The 17,921-nt window shown below is 37.0% G+C and carries 14 protein-coding genes and 2 pseudogenes; 5 read left to right on the forward strand and 11 right to left on the reverse strand.

Translation table 11 applies throughout. The annotated features are described in order from the left end of the window. Together polYB and ACPV3A_RS36020 are read left to right on the forward strand one after the other, a co-directional pair. Positions 1–262: pseudogene (gene polYB / locus ACPV3A_RS36015) on the forward strand (DNA polymerase IV); the annotation flags it as partial. Continuing rightward, the gene (locus ACPV3A_RS36020; protein WP_426204649.1) at positions 259–603 is read left to right on the forward strand and encodes a YolD-like family protein; all 345 of its coding nucleotides are present in this window, start codon (positions 259–261) and stop codon (positions 601–603) included. The pseudogene polYB and the gene ACPV3A_RS36020, both read left to right, overlap by 4 nt. Positions 604–1,234: 631 nt before the next feature. Here the strand turns inward: ACPV3A_RS36020 and ACPV3A_RS36025 are convergent. Then, positions 1,235–2,224, reverse strand: a complete 990-nt coding sequence (locus ACPV3A_RS36025; RefSeq protein ID WP_426204650.1) for a DGQHR domain-containing protein — start codon at positions 2,222–2,224, stop codon at positions 1,235–1,237. Between the two features lie 131 nt (positions 2,225–2,355). Here ACPV3A_RS36025 and ACPV3A_RS36030 point away from each other — a divergent pair, with 131 nt between their 5' ends. Beyond that, entirely contained in the window at positions 2,356–2,691 is a 336-nt protein-coding gene (locus ACPV3A_RS36030) for a helix-turn-helix domain-containing protein (RefSeq protein WP_426204652.1), read from the forward strand. A 489-nt stretch (positions 2,692–3,180) separates the two neighbouring features. Beyond that, positions 3,181–3,921 carry a Fic family protein gene (locus tag ACPV3A_RS36035; protein WP_426204654.1) on the forward strand — a complete coding sequence of 247 codons (741 nt, stop codon included), beginning with the start codon at positions 3,181–3,183 and terminating at the stop codon, positions 3,919–3,921. Between the two features lie 263 nt (positions 3,922–4,184). Here the strand turns inward: ACPV3A_RS36035 and dnaA are convergent, their stop codons facing one another. The 10 genes and pseudogenes from dnaA to ACPV3A_RS36085 all read right to left on the reverse strand — a co-directional run bounded on the left by dnaA (position 4,185) and on the right by ACPV3A_RS36085 (position 17,034). After that, the gene (gene dnaA / locus ACPV3A_RS36040; protein ID WP_426204655.1) at positions 4,185–5,531 is read right to left on the reverse strand and encodes a chromosomal replication initiator protein DnaA; all 1,347 of its coding nucleotides are present in this window, start codon (positions 5,529–5,531) and stop codon (positions 4,185–4,187) included. 62 nt (positions 5,532–5,593) lie between these two features. Beyond that, complete coding sequence (locus ACPV3A_RS36045) at positions 5,594–6,004, reverse strand: helix-turn-helix domain-containing protein (RefSeq protein WP_339220128.1); 411 nt, start codon at positions 6,002–6,004, stop codon at positions 5,594–5,596. A 942-nt stretch (positions 6,005–6,946) separates the two neighbouring features. After that, positions 6,947–8,062, reverse strand: a complete 1,116-nt coding sequence (locus ACPV3A_RS36050; RefSeq protein ID WP_426204657.1) for an aminopeptidase — start codon at positions 8,060–8,062, stop codon at positions 6,947–6,949. Positions 8,063–8,372: 310 nt separating this feature from the next. Beyond that, positions 8,373–8,807, reverse strand: coding sequence for a GNAT family N-acetyltransferase (locus ACPV3A_RS36055; protein ID WP_426204659.1), 435 nt, complete (start codon positions 8,805–8,807; stop codon positions 8,373–8,375). Between the two features lie 445 nt (positions 8,808–9,252). After that, the gene (locus ACPV3A_RS36060) at positions 9,253–10,737 is read right to left on the reverse strand and encodes a competence protein CoiA (RefSeq protein WP_426204661.1); all 1,485 of its coding nucleotides are present in this window, start codon (positions 10,735–10,737) and stop codon (positions 9,253–9,255) included. 1,065 nt (positions 10,738–11,802) lie between these two features. Beyond that, positions 11,803–12,216, reverse strand: a complete 414-nt coding sequence (locus tag ACPV3A_RS36065) for a hypothetical protein (RefSeq protein ID WP_426204663.1) — start codon at positions 12,214–12,216, stop codon at positions 11,803–11,805. A gap of 327 nt (positions 12,217–12,543) precedes the next feature. Beyond that, positions 12,544–13,245, reverse strand: a complete 702-nt coding sequence (locus ACPV3A_RS36070; protein ID WP_426204665.1) for a hypothetical protein — start codon at positions 13,243–13,245, stop codon at positions 12,544–12,546. Between the two features lie 606 nt (positions 13,246–13,851). Further along, positions 13,852–14,315 (reverse strand): annotated as a pseudogene (locus tag ACPV3A_RS36075) (shikimate kinase). 299 nt (positions 14,316–14,614) lie between these two features. Then, on the reverse strand, positions 14,615–16,249 hold the full coding sequence (locus tag ACPV3A_RS36080; protein WP_426204667.1) for a glycosyltransferase family 4 protein: 1,635 nt from the start codon (positions 16,247–16,249) through the stop codon (positions 14,615–14,617). A gap of 452 nt (positions 16,250–16,701) precedes the next feature. After that, positions 16,702–17,034, reverse strand: coding sequence for a hypothetical protein (locus tag ACPV3A_RS36085; RefSeq protein WP_426204669.1), 333 nt, complete (start codon positions 17,032–17,034; stop codon positions 16,702–16,704). 183 nt (positions 17,035–17,217) lie between these two features. On the opposite strand from ACPV3A_RS36085, the gene ACPV3A_RS36090 reads away from it, so the two are divergent. Then, the gene (locus ACPV3A_RS36090; RefSeq protein ID WP_426204671.1) at positions 17,218–17,667 is read left to right on the forward strand and encodes a hypothetical protein; all 450 of its coding nucleotides are present in this window, start codon (positions 17,218–17,220) and stop codon (positions 17,665–17,667) included. Positions 17,668–17,921: the final 254 nt, after the last annotated feature.

The raw sequence follows: 17,921 nt of genomic DNA on the forward strand, positions 1-17,921 counted from the left end.
TTGGGCACGCCGATTGCTTGAAACTTATTGGGATGGCTTACCGATCCGGCGGATAGGCGTTAGTTTGACGCAGCTCACCCCCGACAATGAATATCAACTATCGCTGTTTGATACTGACCGGGAGAGACAGATGGCACTTGAACGGACAACCGACGCGTTAAAACTTAAATATGGTAATGCAATTGTAATTCGAGCAGTCTCAAAAACAGCAGTGGGTCAAGCGCTCGATCGATCAGCTAAGATAGGAGGACACTATAAATGACAACACGCAAAAAGCTGGAGGGTAATGGACTGTGGGAATCTAGTCGCATGATGCTTCCTGAACATAAAGAAACAATCATTCGCAGGCAATTAGAAGAGGGTAGGAGAGAACGGCCCACGCTTGATCCCCAAGAAATGGAGTTAATCGAGAAAGCGTTGGCCGAATCTTTTCATGAGCACCGCACTGTTACAGTAAGGATGTTTGTTGAGTATGAAGAAAGGGAGTTAACCGGTATTGTCGTACTAATCCATACGTTCAGACGAGAGATTAAACTGTCTATCTCTGAGGGTGAATGGAATTGGATAAAAGTAGATGATATTACTTCTGCAAGCACATTTTGAAAAAGGAACACTTGTCGGAATATAACTGATAAACCTTTTTATACTGATTCAAAGTTCCCCGGAATTTTAATCCCCTCCGATATACAGTGTTAAATTCATCATAACGAATTTCACTGTCTACCATGAGGGGATAATACCACTGGTCCTTAGAAACCAAATTTCTTTTTTATACATCATTCTAACCAATCTTCAATTAAATCTAGTTTTCTGTTACAAATATCACAATGAACTTGAATAACCAGTCCGAGACTTGTTGGTGTAAATGTATAAGAAAATTTTGCTCCAGTAACATCAACAGGTGAGCACGAATCCCACTTGGTAATCTTGGATTTCATTTCATCAGTTATTTTAAAAATCATATAAGTCTACTTTTCTCCTTACTACTACAGTTGAACTTTATTAGTTTAGAAACGTATTCTTCGAGAGCACATTAAGCCTTGGCAATACAAAATTTCCCCATGCCCACTAAGTCAACAAGAGTGCTATTAACAATCTTTAGTTTACTCCTCCACATTCCCTGTATCAGCTATCCAACATTCCTAATAATTTTTTCTCAGTTTCTTATTGGTAATGGTGTATAAGATTTTCAAATTCAATTATAAGAAACATAAATGTATGTTGCCTCTATTTTTCAACTCATAAGTTCAGTGATTTCTACTGATAATGTTTTTGAACCACTTAAACCTTTTATATAACGTAAAGGCCCCGTTGATGACCAGTCAATTTGTTTAAGCTTTGATACTGATTTGATTAATACAGAATGATCCACTTTTTTCTTAGACTTGGTAATCTGTTTACTTAAAACATTACATCCAGCAATAGAAAGAGCATCCATACAAACTATATGAGTCAATCGGTGTCCCGAATAATCAAGCCATTCTGAGGGGAATGTTTCTTTGACAGTTGTGTAGTACGTTAATGCAATATTCAACTTTTCTTCTTTTGTTAAAGAAGTTAGATGTGAATCTTTGAATAATAAATGTAATGTACGGTACAAATTTTGCAGAGTAATATGTCTCCCTTTGACTCGTTTTCCAATAATACTGCCAATTAATGCGAAAGGACTTTCTTTTCTCATTAACAATTCTGTAGCGACCCAGCTCAAATCATCAGAATCCCTGCGTAAATATTTACTTAAAGATGGGCCAATTCCTTTAGCTTTTGTATTAATAGTATCGAATAATTTGATTTCCTCGTCATCATCAAGAGAATGGAAAGCCAAGAAAGGAATAGTGATATCCGAGTTTGTTTCACTAACATACTTTTCAATACCACCTAATCTATGTTGCCCATCCATTAAAGATGCTTTTCCCTTGCATATCAATCTTCCATAATTAGGTCTCTGCCTATCATAACAAGAAAACTCCCATCTGCTGCATGCATTCAATAATACAGGAGTAAAAAGTGCATCTTCACCTTTAGATAAATAAACAGCAAAGTCGTGACATCGTTTAGGATCAACAGGGCGTTGATAACCTTTACCATTTGGATCGTTGTATGGTTTAACAAAAGTAAGATTTAATGCTGTCAAAGCCGGTAGGTAACTTTGATAAACAATTTTGCCCCTCATCTTACTTAGCAGAACATTTTCAATAACTTGGTTTATTGATAAATTACTCATTATGTCAACTCCACTGGATTTTATATTTCAAATATAGAACTTATAAGTGTTTTATTCAATGGTATTTATAGTTAGGTGATCTTTCTATATACCAATGGCTTACCTAACCTATAAATTAGGTGGTGGTCAATGTGGCAAACCTGGCAATTTTAGTCGGGGAACGAATCAGACAAATTCGAAAAGATCATAAGATAAGTCAAGAAAAGCTCGGCGAATTGGCTCAGTTACAAAGTTCATATATTGGTGGCGTCGAAAGAGGGGAACGAAATATCTCTCTCGAAACATTAGAAAAAATTATTAAGGCATTTGATATGCATTACACAGAGTTTTTTGATTTTAGGGAAATTGGGGACTCTGCTAAGCTTGGTAAACAAGAGCTTATAGAAGTTTTTGTTGGAGAGCTATTAACAAATGATATTGAACAAATCAAAAAAATATATGAGATCTATAATATAGTTAATAAATAAAACCACCCTTGGGTGGTTTTATTTATTAACTGCAGCCTAACTATGGCAAATTGAAGATATATCCACTTTAGCACGCTTTTCTTCCCCCACATTTCAAATATCCCCATTAAATTGAAATATTTTTCTGATATGATCATCTCTTAAATTGAGAACAGTTCTAAGGATTTATTACTGCGTAAGTGAAGGATAGGTTATCAATTTTTTTTGTTAAATTAAATATGTTTTCCAATGTATTAACTCTGGGATATTTATTCACCTTTAGAATTCTACTTAGATAACTCTGTAGTGTTTCATCCAACAAAGGAAAAGGAACAACTAACATTCCCATAACCTTACCTTATTTAACTTATTTTAATAATAATTATATTAGCTATTTTAGAGTTTCCATACATCAAATTTTAACAAGTACTTAGAACTGATAATCAGAACACTAGTATCTTAGAAACTGATATAATGCTTATAAAAGTATCAAAGGATGGAACAATTACTATGTTTGATCACATTGACACTGTTCGTATAGAAGTTAATAAGCGGTTCCCGTTTCGTTCTGAACTAAGTGATACTATTGCTCAAAAATTTCGAGAAGAATGGACTTATCATACCAATGCGATTGAGGGCAATACTTTTACTTTTCAGGAAACGGCTTACTTTCTTAGAGAAGGTCTGACTATAAAAGGAAAGTCTCTCCGAGAACATCAAGAAATAATTAATCACGCAGATGCCATTGACTACCTTCATGAAGCAGTTAAGGAAGAGGATCTTACTGAGCAATTGGTAAAAGATTTTCACGCGATTCAATTCCAAGGTGTGCGTGGTATCAAATTCAACCCTGGAACCTACAAGAAATATGATAACTATGTATTAACTTTATCCGGAAATAGATATCATTACACTCCAGCCATTAAGGTGCCACTTGAAATGAAGCAGCTCATCGACTGGTACAAATTGAAGAAGACACAAGTACATCCTGTTCGATTAGCCGCAGTTATCCACCACAAGCTTTCCGCAATACATCCATTTACAGATGGGAACGGAAGAGTAAGCCGTTTAATCATGAACTTCATATTAATAAAGAATGGCTTTCCGCCAGCCATCATCAGAAATGAAAATCGAGAGGATTACTACACAGCGCTTGAGCAAGGAGATAAAGGTAAACTTCAACCATTCATTAAATTGATTACTACAGAAGTAATGCGTAGTCTTGAATTTATGATCAAACAAAATGATTAATAAATATCAATCACATTTTCCCAACATACTCTTCATGAAAACAGCTTTCTTGTTTGAGACGACTGAAATTTTAGTACATGCGCATACATCGATTCACAAAGCTAGAATTTTGTATATATGTCACTAACTAGGTTTAATCCCTTTCAGCCATTGGTTTATCATATCACAATTGGCGTGTTTGCCTCGATCAATCAATTTATCACTCTCCTTCTCTTTTAAATAAAAAATAAAAAAAGCCGCTGATAGCGGCTTTTACATTATGGTTAATCTTTAATTTTATCCGTTAAAGCTTTAATTACTGCACAAAGTTCCTGATCTTTTTGAAGCATTTGAACTATTTTTTCGTATGCATGAATAACTGTAGTGTGATCACGGCCTCCGAACTGTTCACCTATTTTTGGTAATGAAATGTCAGTGAGTTCTCTGGATAAGTACATTGCGATCTGACGTGGAAATGCTACTGCTTTTGTTCTTTTTCGTTCTTTAAAATCCTCTATCTTAATTCCGTAAAATTCCCCTACTCGTTGTTGAATCTTTTGTATAGTAATAGTCTTAGGTCCTACAGACGGTAATAAATTTTTAAGAGCTTCTGCGGCCATAGGGACCCCAATATCCTGGTTGGTTAGGGATGAATATGCTACAACGCGAATAAGAGCTCCTTCTAATTCTCGAACATTAGTGAAAAAATGGTTTGCAATATATAGCATGACATCGTTGTGAATATCAAGTTTTTCAGACTTTGCTTTTTTACACAGAATAGCAATCCTTGTTTCAAGATCTGGTGGTTGAATATCTGTAATAAGGCCCCACTCAAAACGGGAGCGCAATCGTTCTTCTAGCGTTGGGATTTCTTTAGGTTGTCTATCACTAGAGATAATGATAGCTTTACCTTCCTCCTGAAGAGCGTTAAATGTATGAAAAAACTCCTCCTGTGTTTGTTCTTTACCTGCTATAAATTGAATGTCATCAATCAATAAAACGTCTATATTTCGATATTTATTTCTAAATAATTCGCCGCGATTATTCATAATTGCATTTATAAATTCATTGGTAAATTTTTCAGAAGATATATATAGTACTTTTGCTTTGGAATTATGATCTAATACATGTTGGGCAATCGCATGCATTAAATGAGTTTTACCGAGTCCAACTCCACCATACAAGAAAAGCGGATTATAAGCTTTGCCCGGTGCCTCAGCTACTGCAAGTGCAGCTGCATGTGCAAAACGGTTCCCTGTGCCTACAACAAAGTTTTCAAAAGTATATTTTCTATTCAATGAAACTTTTGGATCTAGCTTCGTTTCTGTGGATCCAGAGTTCATTTTCAACGACTTACCCTTCTCAGACAAAATCTCTTCATCCTCGATTATTACCTTCACAGTGATATTTCGGTTTAAAGTTTCATTCACTGCCATTCTTATAAGGTTAACGTAACGAGTTTCTAACCAATCTTTCGTGAACTGTGTAGGGGTACTAATAATAAGTTCAGTTTCACTAAAAGTAATAACCTTCGTAGAATTTAGCCAGGTATCAAAACTTGGTTTGCTAATCTTTTTTTCAAGTTCACCCAGTATTCTTTGCCATAGATCTTCTTGGGTATCCTTCTGCACTTATTAAGTACACCTCCACATAATCAGTTCCGTTTAAATATAATTCCAATACTTATCAGGTACTATCGGTGACTTTCTATTTCCGCTTGTTTTTTGATTGAATCAACAGTAAGTGTGAATGCTTCAGCAGCCTTATATGCATCTAATGCATTTTGAAGACGTTTTACTTGTTGATTTAACTCATTCCTATTCTCTTTGACCTTTATTGTTGCACGTGCGACGTCAATAAGCTCTTCTCTTGCTGCTTGTATAGCCCGGTTATGAGCTTTCTCAATTATTTGTACTGCCATATGAGTATAAATCGTTGCAAACTCCTTATCGCCGATCTCTTGCTCACGAGCAGCCAAGTCACTCTCACTGATTACCCAATCTCCGGAGTCGTTTTTCGAAGCGGCCAAACGCCCGTCATTAATCATGTTAAGAATGGTTTTATAATGAACCCCAAGTAACAACGCTGCTTCTTTAGCATTCACTATTATTCAACCCCTTATCTACAGTTATCCATATATTAAGAGATAATAAGAAGAAAGTAAACGAAAAATAATAAGTTCCTGATTTCTTTTCTCAGACTACCAATAATAAAAAGCCGCTTAAGTGAGCGACTTAACTTCGTTCCATTTAAATTTAGTTCGGATAATAATGTTTACAAAACTAACTATGCAATTCTATAAATGAACCTAAGCATCTTCTTGTGTCAGAACCCACGAAAAATACTGTCCAGGATTGGATATTTCAAATCAAATAACATTGAACATTACTCAGTATTTTGTATAACCGATTAAAGCGTTAAAGTACAAAAGAATATTATTCTTAAGTCTCCCATAAAGTTTCCTAGCGTCGTCTACTTTGTACATATTGAGCTCTTGAAGTACTCTTTCATTATCAGGCCACATACACTCGGCTAATAAATTGCTTACTTCAGTTACTTCATGATATTCCTTCAAATTGATCATATTGACCCCCTATACAAAAGATGGATTAAAGGGTTAATGGGTTTTATTGCTCTACAGGAAATTCACATAACGTACCCGCATTCCTGACGTTCAAACGGCTTAAGTGACCAAAGGGAACGGATCTTGAGACTTAGCCGGTTGGATGTGTCGCCTGAGTCTGCTTCATTGATATTCCCCTTGGCGACCAAGGAGTGTTAGCGACGATGCTGTAATGCATTGTTAGACGAGGTTATTGTCTTCTTTGAGTTGCTAACATATCCTTTAGTCCTTCTTGATTAATTCTTCGTTCCGTAGTGAAATTACTACGAATGCCTTCACTAAATATCTGATTTTGCAAAGATAGACCCTAGTTCTCCATTTCTTTTTATATGTAGCCCAAAAAAGAGAAAATGGATTATTTAGAACTTTCTATACTTTTGAAGGGTCTTCTAAGTAAAGGATGTAAATATGAAGTCAATATCATCACTTTAAGTTTTCAGGGTTTAATCCTTTTAAAATATCAGGAATAAACATTCCATCTTTGCGGATTAATATATCATCAAACCATATCTCTCCACCGCCATATTCAGGCCTTTGGATATTAACAATATCCCAGTGAAGCTCGGACCAATTTTCATTTCCAGGTGAACTAACTGGAACACATCCAGGTGTAAAGTGAAAGCTTCCCCATATTTTTTCATCAAATAAAGTATCTTTCATAACATTCTCAATATATGGATTAAGACCAATTCCAAATTCACCAAAATACCTCGATCCTTGATCCGTATTCAGTAATTTATTAATTCTTTCTGAATCATTTCCGCTAGCATGTATAATTTTGCCGTCCTTAATTTCAAAACGAATGTTCTCGTAAGTGAAGCCCTCTTTTAAAGAAGGTGTATTATACGAGATAACTCCGTTGACTGAATCCTTAACTGGCATCGTATAAACTTCACCATCTGGAAGGTTCATAATTCCTGCATCTTTAATACAAGGCATGCCTTTAATCGAAAATGTAAGTTCAGTTCCTTCTCCTTTAATTTTAACTTTGTCTGTTTGCTCCATTAACTCAATTAGATTATCCATAGCTCTATCCATTTTTGAATAGTCCAGATTGCACACATTAAAATATAAATCCTCGAAATCCTCCGTTGACATGTTCGCCTGCTGTGCCATGGCATAATTCGGGTAACGAAGAATACACCACTTTGTATTGTTGTATCGTCTGCCATTGATCGGTTGAGAGTAATACTTCCTGTACAACGCCATTTTTTCAGGAGATACACCACTTAATTCACTCATATTCTCCCCAGCTCTAATAAGTATATAGGCTTGCATATCGTTTACTCGATTTAGGTCGTAAGATGCCATTGCTATTAATTGTTCCTCAGTACAGCCGATTAATATCTCTCTTAATATCTCATGATTATTTATTAATAGAAATGGAACTCCACCGACGAGATAAGCTCGTCTTACCAATTCTTTGGCCAAGGGAATTTCCAAACCATCAACCTCAATTAATATTTTTTCCCCTCGTTGTAGCTTCACCGAATATTGAATAAGATTTTTAGCGAGTTGTTCAATTCTAGGATCTTTCATTGTTTGTCTCCTTCATAACTTCATTATATTTATTGTTCATATTATTGCTGATAGTATTTGGATACATGTAGATGTTTATCATACAATAATTTCGTCTAACGTTATGGCATTCACGAACCCTCACTGGCTTAAGCAGCCGGTCGATCGAGCGCAACGATCGGCCTACCGGGTCGAAGACTTAGCCAGTGCAGTGTTGTCCCCTGAGTATGCTCCCCTGCTTCCACCTCGGGGGGGCCGATACGTGAATTCGTTGTTATCAGATGTACTTACCATCTTCGAAATTGCTGAGAGCACTTTAGTATTTAACAAATCAGATTCGTTTAATAAATCCACGCTTAGTGCCCTCATATCCAATTGATTCATAAAATCTATGGGCTTGTTCACGATTATTACTAGAAGCTAAGATTATATAAGAGCATAGTTTTTCCAAAGCAAAATCCTCGAGTGCATTCATGAGTTTCTTACCAATTCCACTTCCCTGGTACACAGATGAAACAACTACATTTTCTACAAGCAAGTATGGCTGACACTCACCTACAATATCTGGACAAACAATGCCCATGGCTGTTCCAACTACCTTTTCCTCTAAACATGCTACTGCAACATAGTAGTTTGGTTGCTTATGTAATAGGTCTAACTGATATTGGATCTTTTCAATGTTAGAACTCGTTCCAATAAACTCAACGAACAATTCAGACAACTCAAATGCGTCATCTTTTTTTGCCATTCTGACTTTTATGTCCACGCCTTCAGCTCCTATGGTTTATAATCTTGCAAGGATTTCCGATAACGTCTTATCTACGAACTTCGTAAATAATTCCATATGTAGAGTATTCGTGAGTTTATTAAACTATCCTGCCCCTTAGCTTAATGAGATTGCAAGGAAACATAGTTAGATACTTATCTAATCGGTAATCGGCTCATGGTCTTGTCCTTTTCGGCAATCGGTACAAGTTCTTGTCCCAAGCCAAGGACAAGAACTTGTACCGATAAAAATAAAAAAGCCGCTAAATTAGCGACTTTCTTTGGGACCATGTTCTTGTCCCTCGACATGTGTCACAAACGAATGATTTATTTAGCTCTACTCTTTTATCATTTCAAATAATAAAACTGAACCCACTGATTTATTTCTAATTTAATCAGTGGGTTTTTAGATTTATTTTCGACGCTGAAAATCTCAGTTTGTTAGCTCAATCCGCCAACGGGTCTCGGACGTAGAATTTTTCTTTTATTTGAGCGATACAGTTTTCCACTTCATCTATAGAGCCAAGATTTCTGTACTCCATTGCATAGTCCATAGCTGTATGTGAACTACCGTAAACAATCAGTTCTCTGTTAATCTTCGACATCATCTCGTTTATATAGTCCTGATTACGTCTCTCTAACCTATTCAAAGTGTCTCTGTGCTTTGTATAAACATACACCGCTAAGGCTATCTTATCCTTGTACTTTGACGACAGGTACTCCCGCAAGGTCATATCTCCTTGTTCCTTCAAAAACCCAACTAGTCGCATATCAGCAAGATAAGCATACTTGGTTAATACTCGCAACGAGATGTCATCACTGGCTTTAAAGACTCTGTAATCCTCCCTATTGGAAACGGATGCTTCGACGATTCTCTTGTACTTGGAGAAAAATTGTTCAATGTTGAGATTGATCACATCTTCCCGCATTAACTCTAGCTCTTTATCGTATGAGTCATCATCTGGAGAAACTAATGTTTGGTAGTAATTAAGCTCACCGTTCGAGTCTGCGATAATATCTTTGAAACGATCTGTGAACTTATCGCCGTAAGTAGTTCTAGCATGGTTACCTTTTTCTAATAGCCTCTCCAAGTAGACTGCTTCCTTTTTCTCCATAGCCTTTCGCTCGAGAATTCGAAGAACATAGCGTAGCCTGTCCTCCATGTAAAACTCTAAACTATCTGTTACTAGCACGAAATAATCATACGTTCTGCACTTTCTTACTCTAACACTGGATATTGGGATAGAGTTTTCTCTTGGTTCATGATAAGTGAAGTTTTGCGTCCTATTATACCCACCCACAATGGTGGTTCTTGATGTTTTAATGTAATTAAATTCAATAGATAACTCGGACTTCTCCAAATCAAGAAAGTACAAAAGACCTGTTTTATCGTAAATATGTTCATCGAATTTAACTGTTCTTCTGGCATCCGTGAAATCCCTAGCTGACGAGAACTTCATAAACTTAGCCTTGTCAAAAATCCAGAAATCCTGTATGTCAACAGACTCATATAAGTTGTGGCGCTCTTCCCACTGGGCAATGGTCATTTGACTGTGTTGAAACTCGAAAGCCCACTTTACTCCAGCATACACACCATCTTTATGCTCTACATAAACATCTGCTATTTGTCCAGTGGCGGGTATATGCATTTCATATTGCACGAATGCAGTAGGAAACATACCCTTTAGCCATTCGTACAGAATGGCCTTTCCCTTTATATGGCTTTTTGTTTCAGGCTCGTGACCAACATATTTACATTCTGCCACACGATGTGCAAAATGGGGTGTGTTAACGGTACCATTCTTGAATATTACATCTCCCCCACAGTTAGGGCAAAATATTTGATGTGCCTTTACCAATTTAGCGATAGCTTCCGCATTACAGTTTGTTGAAATCAAGGTCTCTTTACGAGCTGTTATACATCTTAACAAATTAACTCCCCCATATCTTTATTCCCATCGAAAGCACTTATTCCTCGTCGATGTACTATATAGGTATGTATCATTAGTTCCAGCTCACGGCATTTCGCTTAGCCCCAATGCAACACTTTGGTTTTCTTAATTACATTTATAACATAATAAACCTGTAGATTAAATCTGCTACACTTAGATTTATATTCTGTCAAAAAGATAAGTTTTGCTATCAAGTTCTTCCGTAGTGTATTCTTCCTTATGCTAATAATAAAAAAGCCGCTCGAGCGAGCGACTTAACCTTGATTACTTATAAGTACGAATACGTAACTACAATCCTTGGAGATTGTTTTCTTTAGAGTTTCTGAGGTTCTTCCCATGTATAAGATTTATTTGAATGATTCAAACTGTGTTTTATCCATATCTTATTCTGTTCAGCTATATACTGTTCTGCTTGAATAAGTAATTCTACTAGTTCCAGTTTTGACATCTTCATATATCTTCCCTTTACTCTTTGAACATCACGATCAATTTTGATAAGTTTACTACAACATTTATAACCCAGAGTTTACTATCGCAATTGAGTATGACGATGATGAGGCCACGGAACTGATACCGGAGTTCTATGCGTATGCAATGACTAACTCATCAGTCATGTATCAAATATTTCGGAACACACCTTTATGGTAAACAGGTAGTTATTCTCGATGGAGGTCGGTATTCAACGCCTACACCTGAATGGGAGTACCTGTATTGAGGAGAATACAGAATAAACGCTGATTATGCTCTCAAGTATTTTACAAAAGATAGTCCGGCCTTCAAGCTAAACGAGTTTTATATGATGAAAGCGATCACAAATAAGCCGCATAGAATGCGACTTACAAATTTTTTATGTTCTTGTCGTCCGACAACTGTCAAATGACACAAATCAGTCCCATTAGTTGAACATTAATTTTGCCAAATAGATCATTTCCTCTTTAGTAAAAACTTTGCTGTCAATTTCAATAAAAGTACCATCCTGGACCCAGCGTAGTAATCCTCCTGCTATTTGGTTAGCCCAAGGTTCAAATCGTCCTTCACTTCCATTTATGTTAATTTCGCTCCACGTTCACTAAATTTAAAATCCTCAACAATAGTTCTTCTTGTACTTGTTCGATTTCGAATATCAATGCTAGTGAGATCTCGTTCAATTTTATAGCCAACTGCATTGTGTTCTTCAATTGCAAACAAATATGTTTGTCCAGATTCATCAAAGAAATGAAGTCTAACTTCTGAAACGGGTTTACCGGGAACAAATGGATAGGGTTTCTTAATCTCCAACTTATACTTTTGGTTCGTGAGAGATGGTGAAAGTAGTTTGAAATCGGCAGCATTTTGTATTTTGTTCATTTCAGCATTTAAAGGCAAAAGCTTAGGTGTAGCTGTAGCGATGAGTGGTTCATTGTTGATTCCAACGAGCAAAGTACAGATGAAAATTAAAGTAACAAACCGTTTAAACAAGACATTCCCTCCAGTATTTTTGTGATATTATACCCTTGTTTAATTCAACTATCCTGCCCATTAGCTTAATGAAATTGTATGGAAACCCAGTTAGATACTTATCTAACCGGTAATCGGCTCATGTTCTTGTCCTTTACGGCAATCGGTACAAGTTTTTGTCCTCGACTCGGGACGAGAACTTGTACCGATAAAACAAAAAAGGCGCTAAATTAGCGACTTTCAATGGGAGCATGATCTTGTTTCCCGACAATCCATGTAAAATCAGACCAGCTGCCTTCTCTTCTTTATTCAACTATCGTGTCCCGTTAGCTTATGAATGTTTATTTTTTAATAAATAGAATAATCAATTTCATCCCCATCTGGTGTAACTAATTGAAAAAGAATGGCTTCATCTTCATTATCGAGCTTCATGTTCAATTTATTTATTGTAATTGCTTGTACACCTGTCCGCTGCGGTCTGGCAACGATGACTATTTGATTCCCTTTTGTCACAACTCGTTCTATTTTAGCTTGCATTACAACGGCGACTACCTCATTTACTCGCTCCTCTTGAGTTGCACCTTTTTGCTCAACATTAAGGTCACTTAAACCTAAGTTATGCAAGAAATCATACAAGTTCGACAACCCCACCGCAGACGTTGTAAATAGCCTGTGCTGAGCATAGAACAATCTTAGAGGCATATACGCCCAACGTCCTCCTGAATATGTACTGTGCCATTGCTCTATATATAACGGTCTTTGCCACTGTGAATCATTCAATATAAGCCTATACGGCAGTATAACGCCTCTATGCATCACTTCTTTTGTTGTTTTCATCATCGACGGAAATGGACGCTGAAAAAATGGAGTTTGAATGTCTGTTGGTGTAGGAGGCTCTAACTTTTCTAAGCGTCTCAAAAGTTCCTTATCCTGTTTTAGTGATGGCTGCACTTCAGCAACATCGGCGGTGAGCACTTGCTTTGGCTCATCTCCAATTCCGTGTATATAAGTCACCATGGCAATGATAACCGCGCTAAGAATAAATCTCAAATGAATCCCTCCTTAGCTTTCTTACCTACGGCATCAATATTTCCTAATACAAAAAATAGTATTCATTTACGTAAACTGCCCGTTAGCTTAATGAAATTGGAAAAAAAGAGTTAGATACTTATCTAATCGGTAATCGGAACATGTTTTTGTCCTTTACGGCAATAGGTACAAGTTCTTGTCCTCGACTCGGGACGAGAACTTGTACCTATTAAGCAAATAAGTCGCTAAATTAGCGACTTCTATGGGACTATGTTTTTGTCCCTCGACAGCTACCTCCAATCTTTCAATGGTTTGTCGCGGCAAATATTTACTTATCTAAATTTGGGCCATCCAGCGGTCTGCTGAGTACCGAATCGCATTACTAATCTGGCAAGCGTCCCAAGTCAATATGGGTTTATTGACAACCTGAACTCGATCAGCGAGTTTATTAGTCCGCAGCAGTTTGACTCGCATTTGTCCCCTAGCAAAGACGACATTTTCGACAATATTAACAGATCTCCTGTTGCACTATCCCTGCCCTTTAGCTAAACAGGCTGCCGATGATCTCGGCAGCCTTTTGTCATGGAGCTATCGTTTCCGTTAGCTTAATAATCACTCGGTAGTTATCTATAATTCAAATCTTTGTTTAATGATATTCGCCACTTCCTCTGGACTTAAGGCTGAATTATTTATTTTAATGTAATTCTCCCTTTTGATTTCACCAACATGAGAATTCAACCTATTAGTTGCCATCTTATTTATAAGGTCACGTTCAGAGAAATCGATATTCCTTTTAGTAGGTTTGTGTTTAAGTCTGTGAGGATTTTTGTTACGCTCTAGTCTAATTTCCAAGTCTGCTTCTAGTTCAACAAAACAAACTATCCCGCCCTTTGATTCGAATATCTGACAAACTTCTGACGAAATAATCTTACTAGCCTTTTCCCTGGTGGAGTGCTGTAGCTAAAAAATGGAGCAACCATTTCAATACTCATATGATTATGGAAAAGTTTCAATTCGGAGATTTTCTCAAGTTCCTGACCAACTGTCATTTTACCAACTGCTTGTGGTCCAAATATTAAAACGAATTTCATATTGGCACTTATCACCTCCGAGGATTTCCATTAATGTAATTCCAATTTATAAGATATATAGTCATCGGTCAGATACAAAATACCTACTGTTAAAGGCTTATCTGTTATTACGCTAATCTGCCCGTTAGTTGAACAAGAGCAGCCGATCCAAGTTAATCGGCTGCTTCTTGCTTTTATTGAGCTATCGTTACTCTTTAGTTGAAAATATTGCGTCGTTATGCCATGCCATATACGTTACGAATGATTCTATTTAGGCTGGGAATAACCACGTAGTGACTACAGGCATATACTGCTTGTTTTTACCTTCTGAAGAGCAAAAAGCCATCTAAATATAAATTCCATACACTTATTATACAAGGGGTAAGTTCGATCCCTGTCATAGCTACGATGTTACTTAGAGTACGCTTACCATCTATGAAACTTAGCATACTGTACTCGTTCTGCGAAAGAAATCGGCGACTGGGCCAGACCGGATCTTCCGAGATGACCAGCAATCGAGTTATATCGAACCTGACCGACGAGGTAAAATACGGGATGCTGTTTTCACTAAGGGAATTGATTTGTAGTTCCTCCGCCAATCGTGTGGAGTAAGGCTGCATAAGTTTTTCATATAATTCGTATTGTTCGCCTTCAAACATTGGTGGATACCATTGGGGAGTGTCCGTTGTTGTGCTAGCTGCGTACCACCCGCATGTACGTTTATGGGTTTCGTATTGTTCAGCAAATCGGCTTGGCTTGTAAGCAACGGACTTTAAGGAACCTTTACTCATCGTAGCTAGACTACTTTGTACATCTGTTACTACCTGTACTAAATTTTTTGTTAAAGCAGCTATACTAAAATGTTGACGTGCATAATTGGCGGCTTGTCTTCCGATTTCCACACGTAGAGCCTCTCTTTGCAATAAAGTAATTACGAAAGCTACTCCTTTGGCCCAATCCACACGTATTCCACGTTTTGTTAGTACCGCATCTACAAAATAACCTGTTAAACCATGTTGTACAACATCCTTGAATCCCCCCCATTCAGTACAAACAACCGGCGTACCACAAGCTGCTGCTTCTGCTTGAGAGAGTCCAAAATTTTCACGATGGTAAAACCCAAAATTAGTCACCACATCTGCAGCAGAATACATTTGAGCCAGTTCGTCACCGAAAAGTGGGCCTACAAATCGTACACGTTGTGTTAAACCAAGTTCATCTGCTTTTTGTTGCAGCCACTCCTTATAATTGGTATTCCGGACCTTAAACTCTCCCAGTACAATATCATCTTCTTCACCGATTATACAAAGATGAACATCGGGGATTTCTTCACTTACAGAGCTTAATATTTTTAGTAAAGCGTGGACATTCTTCTGTATGTTTAATCTGCCAACAAATATTAATAGCGGGGAATGAACTGGAATGCCGAACTGATTACGTATATCCATTTGTTCATCGATACTTCGAGGATAAAATATTTGCTCGTCAATGCTAAGCGGTATAACCCATTCCTTTAATTTGCTCCATTCTGTCAATTGGCTCCAAATAACTTGGTCTGCCTTACAACTAAAGAGTATCCCATCATAAGGACGTAGTAGCGGCTGCCAAGGAAACAACATTGCCTCTGCTCCTTTGGGCATGGCTCCTCCAGCAAACAAAATCGCTGGACAAGTTAGGCCTAATTCGTCTCGGAGATTAAGTGCATAAGTGCTGGATGGATATAAATCCGCCCAGAGGATATCTATGCTTTTAAGAAATGAATTCATGTCTTCCCGCTGATTTGATTCACCTTCTGACTGCGTGTACGGGATGACCACCATGTTTTCACGCAATGCATGCGAAACATCTCGGGCTACCCTGCCCATACTCCACAATTTCCCCATTTTCTTTGGAGCCGTAGTCCATGGGTAATCCCCCCATAACATACCTATACGGGTTTGCCGGTTGAATACCAAAAAAAGCACCTCCAGACAATAGTTCACCAATATATATTTACATATTAATATTCAAGGGATACTTTAATTTACCTGTTCACATCATTGTCGCGTTGCCTATTATGTTTATCTGCCCGTTAGCTTAATGAAATTGCATGTAAAACATAGTTAGATAATTATCTAATTGGTAATCGGTACAAGTCTTGTCCTTGATTCGGGACAAGAACTTGTACCGATAAAACAAAAAAGCCGCTAAATTAGCGACTTTCAATGGACCATGATCTTGTCCCCCGACAGTTCTGGATCACTAATTCAAAGTTTTAAACTTCCGCAGCCTCTACACGTTGCAATCATCATAAGATGAGTAAACCGCGAGCCATAGGGAACGCGGTTTACTTTTAGTCAAAAGTTAATTGAATTTACTACTTACTTTTCGGTGCCTGCTAAGAATGTAGCCTCTTCTGTATTTAATTTTAGAGTTCTGTAATACGGAGAACCCTATACTTTGTTTTATCATCCTTATTTAATTCAATTCGTATTCTTTTTATCCCCCGTTCCATATTCAAATTCCCTTCAACCATTAGATTTTCCCCATTAATTTCACAAACTTTTTTAGGCGTGAATACCCAATTGGTCCCGAATTTATCATGGATTGATTTGTTAATTTCTTTATGCAATATCTGTGAAGTGTAGGTTCGAATATCTTCGTATTTTGAATCTTCTGGTGCAGCAAAACAAAAGTTAGCCAAACTCAATGCTAAACATATCACAGACAATATAAAAATAAATTTTAGCTTAATTTTCATATTGATCACCTCTTTTTAATGTTGAAATTATTATTTCCCATATAACAACAAAAATATTAACCAATAATTAATTAGAATATATTTCCTAATTGTGAAATTGACGTTAAGTCTTTATTCTTATATACAGGAAAAATGGTATATTTTATAATAAAAACAAATATAATGTCAAGGAGGTTTGATATTGTGAAAAAGAAGCTTATATATTTACTTATGTTTGTAATTTTTTCCTCGGTTTCTTTTACAACATCTATTGTGTCCGCAGATAATGAATCAAATAAGTCCACCGAAACACCTAGTCAAAATTACGAAATAGCTGGTGTTGAAACATTCACCTATGAATTCTCTAATAGATTTTATATCCCTTTTACTATATATAGAACTCAAGGTTCGAGTATTAGAGTTGAACTAACTAGCCATTCGATGGGTGATGATCCATTCGCGGTGAGATTAGAATATTGTAGTGGTTTTACTGGATCTTGTAATTTTGAAGGTGTCAGGGCAGTAAATGTAAACCGCAATGGTGCTGATTCTGCGTATTTCCCCGATCTTGAGGAAGGTAGATATAGAGTCTATTTGGATGTTATAACATCAGATAGCTCATTAATAAGCGGTTATGGTAAGATTTCTTGGTGAATAAAAAGGACCGGCGCGTGCCGGTTCTTTTTTGTCTAGATAATGCTCTCCCTGCTCGATTTCTGCTAACCCGTCGCTTACATGTACACTACCAGTTATATAGCCTACAATTTCCGAGTTGATTTATCCCCGATATTGTTCCTCAACAACTCTTCGGTATTAGCCCCCAAACCGTATGTGATACATTCTGAGACCCATATTTCAGATAGGTTAGCCACATCCGAAAGGTCCGTTTCATTTGCTTTTCTAACAGT

The organism is Paenibacillus sp. Dod16 (assembly GCF_049893405.1).
GTDB lineage: Bacteria > Bacillota > Bacilli > Paenibacillales > Paenibacillaceae > Paenibacillus_AQ.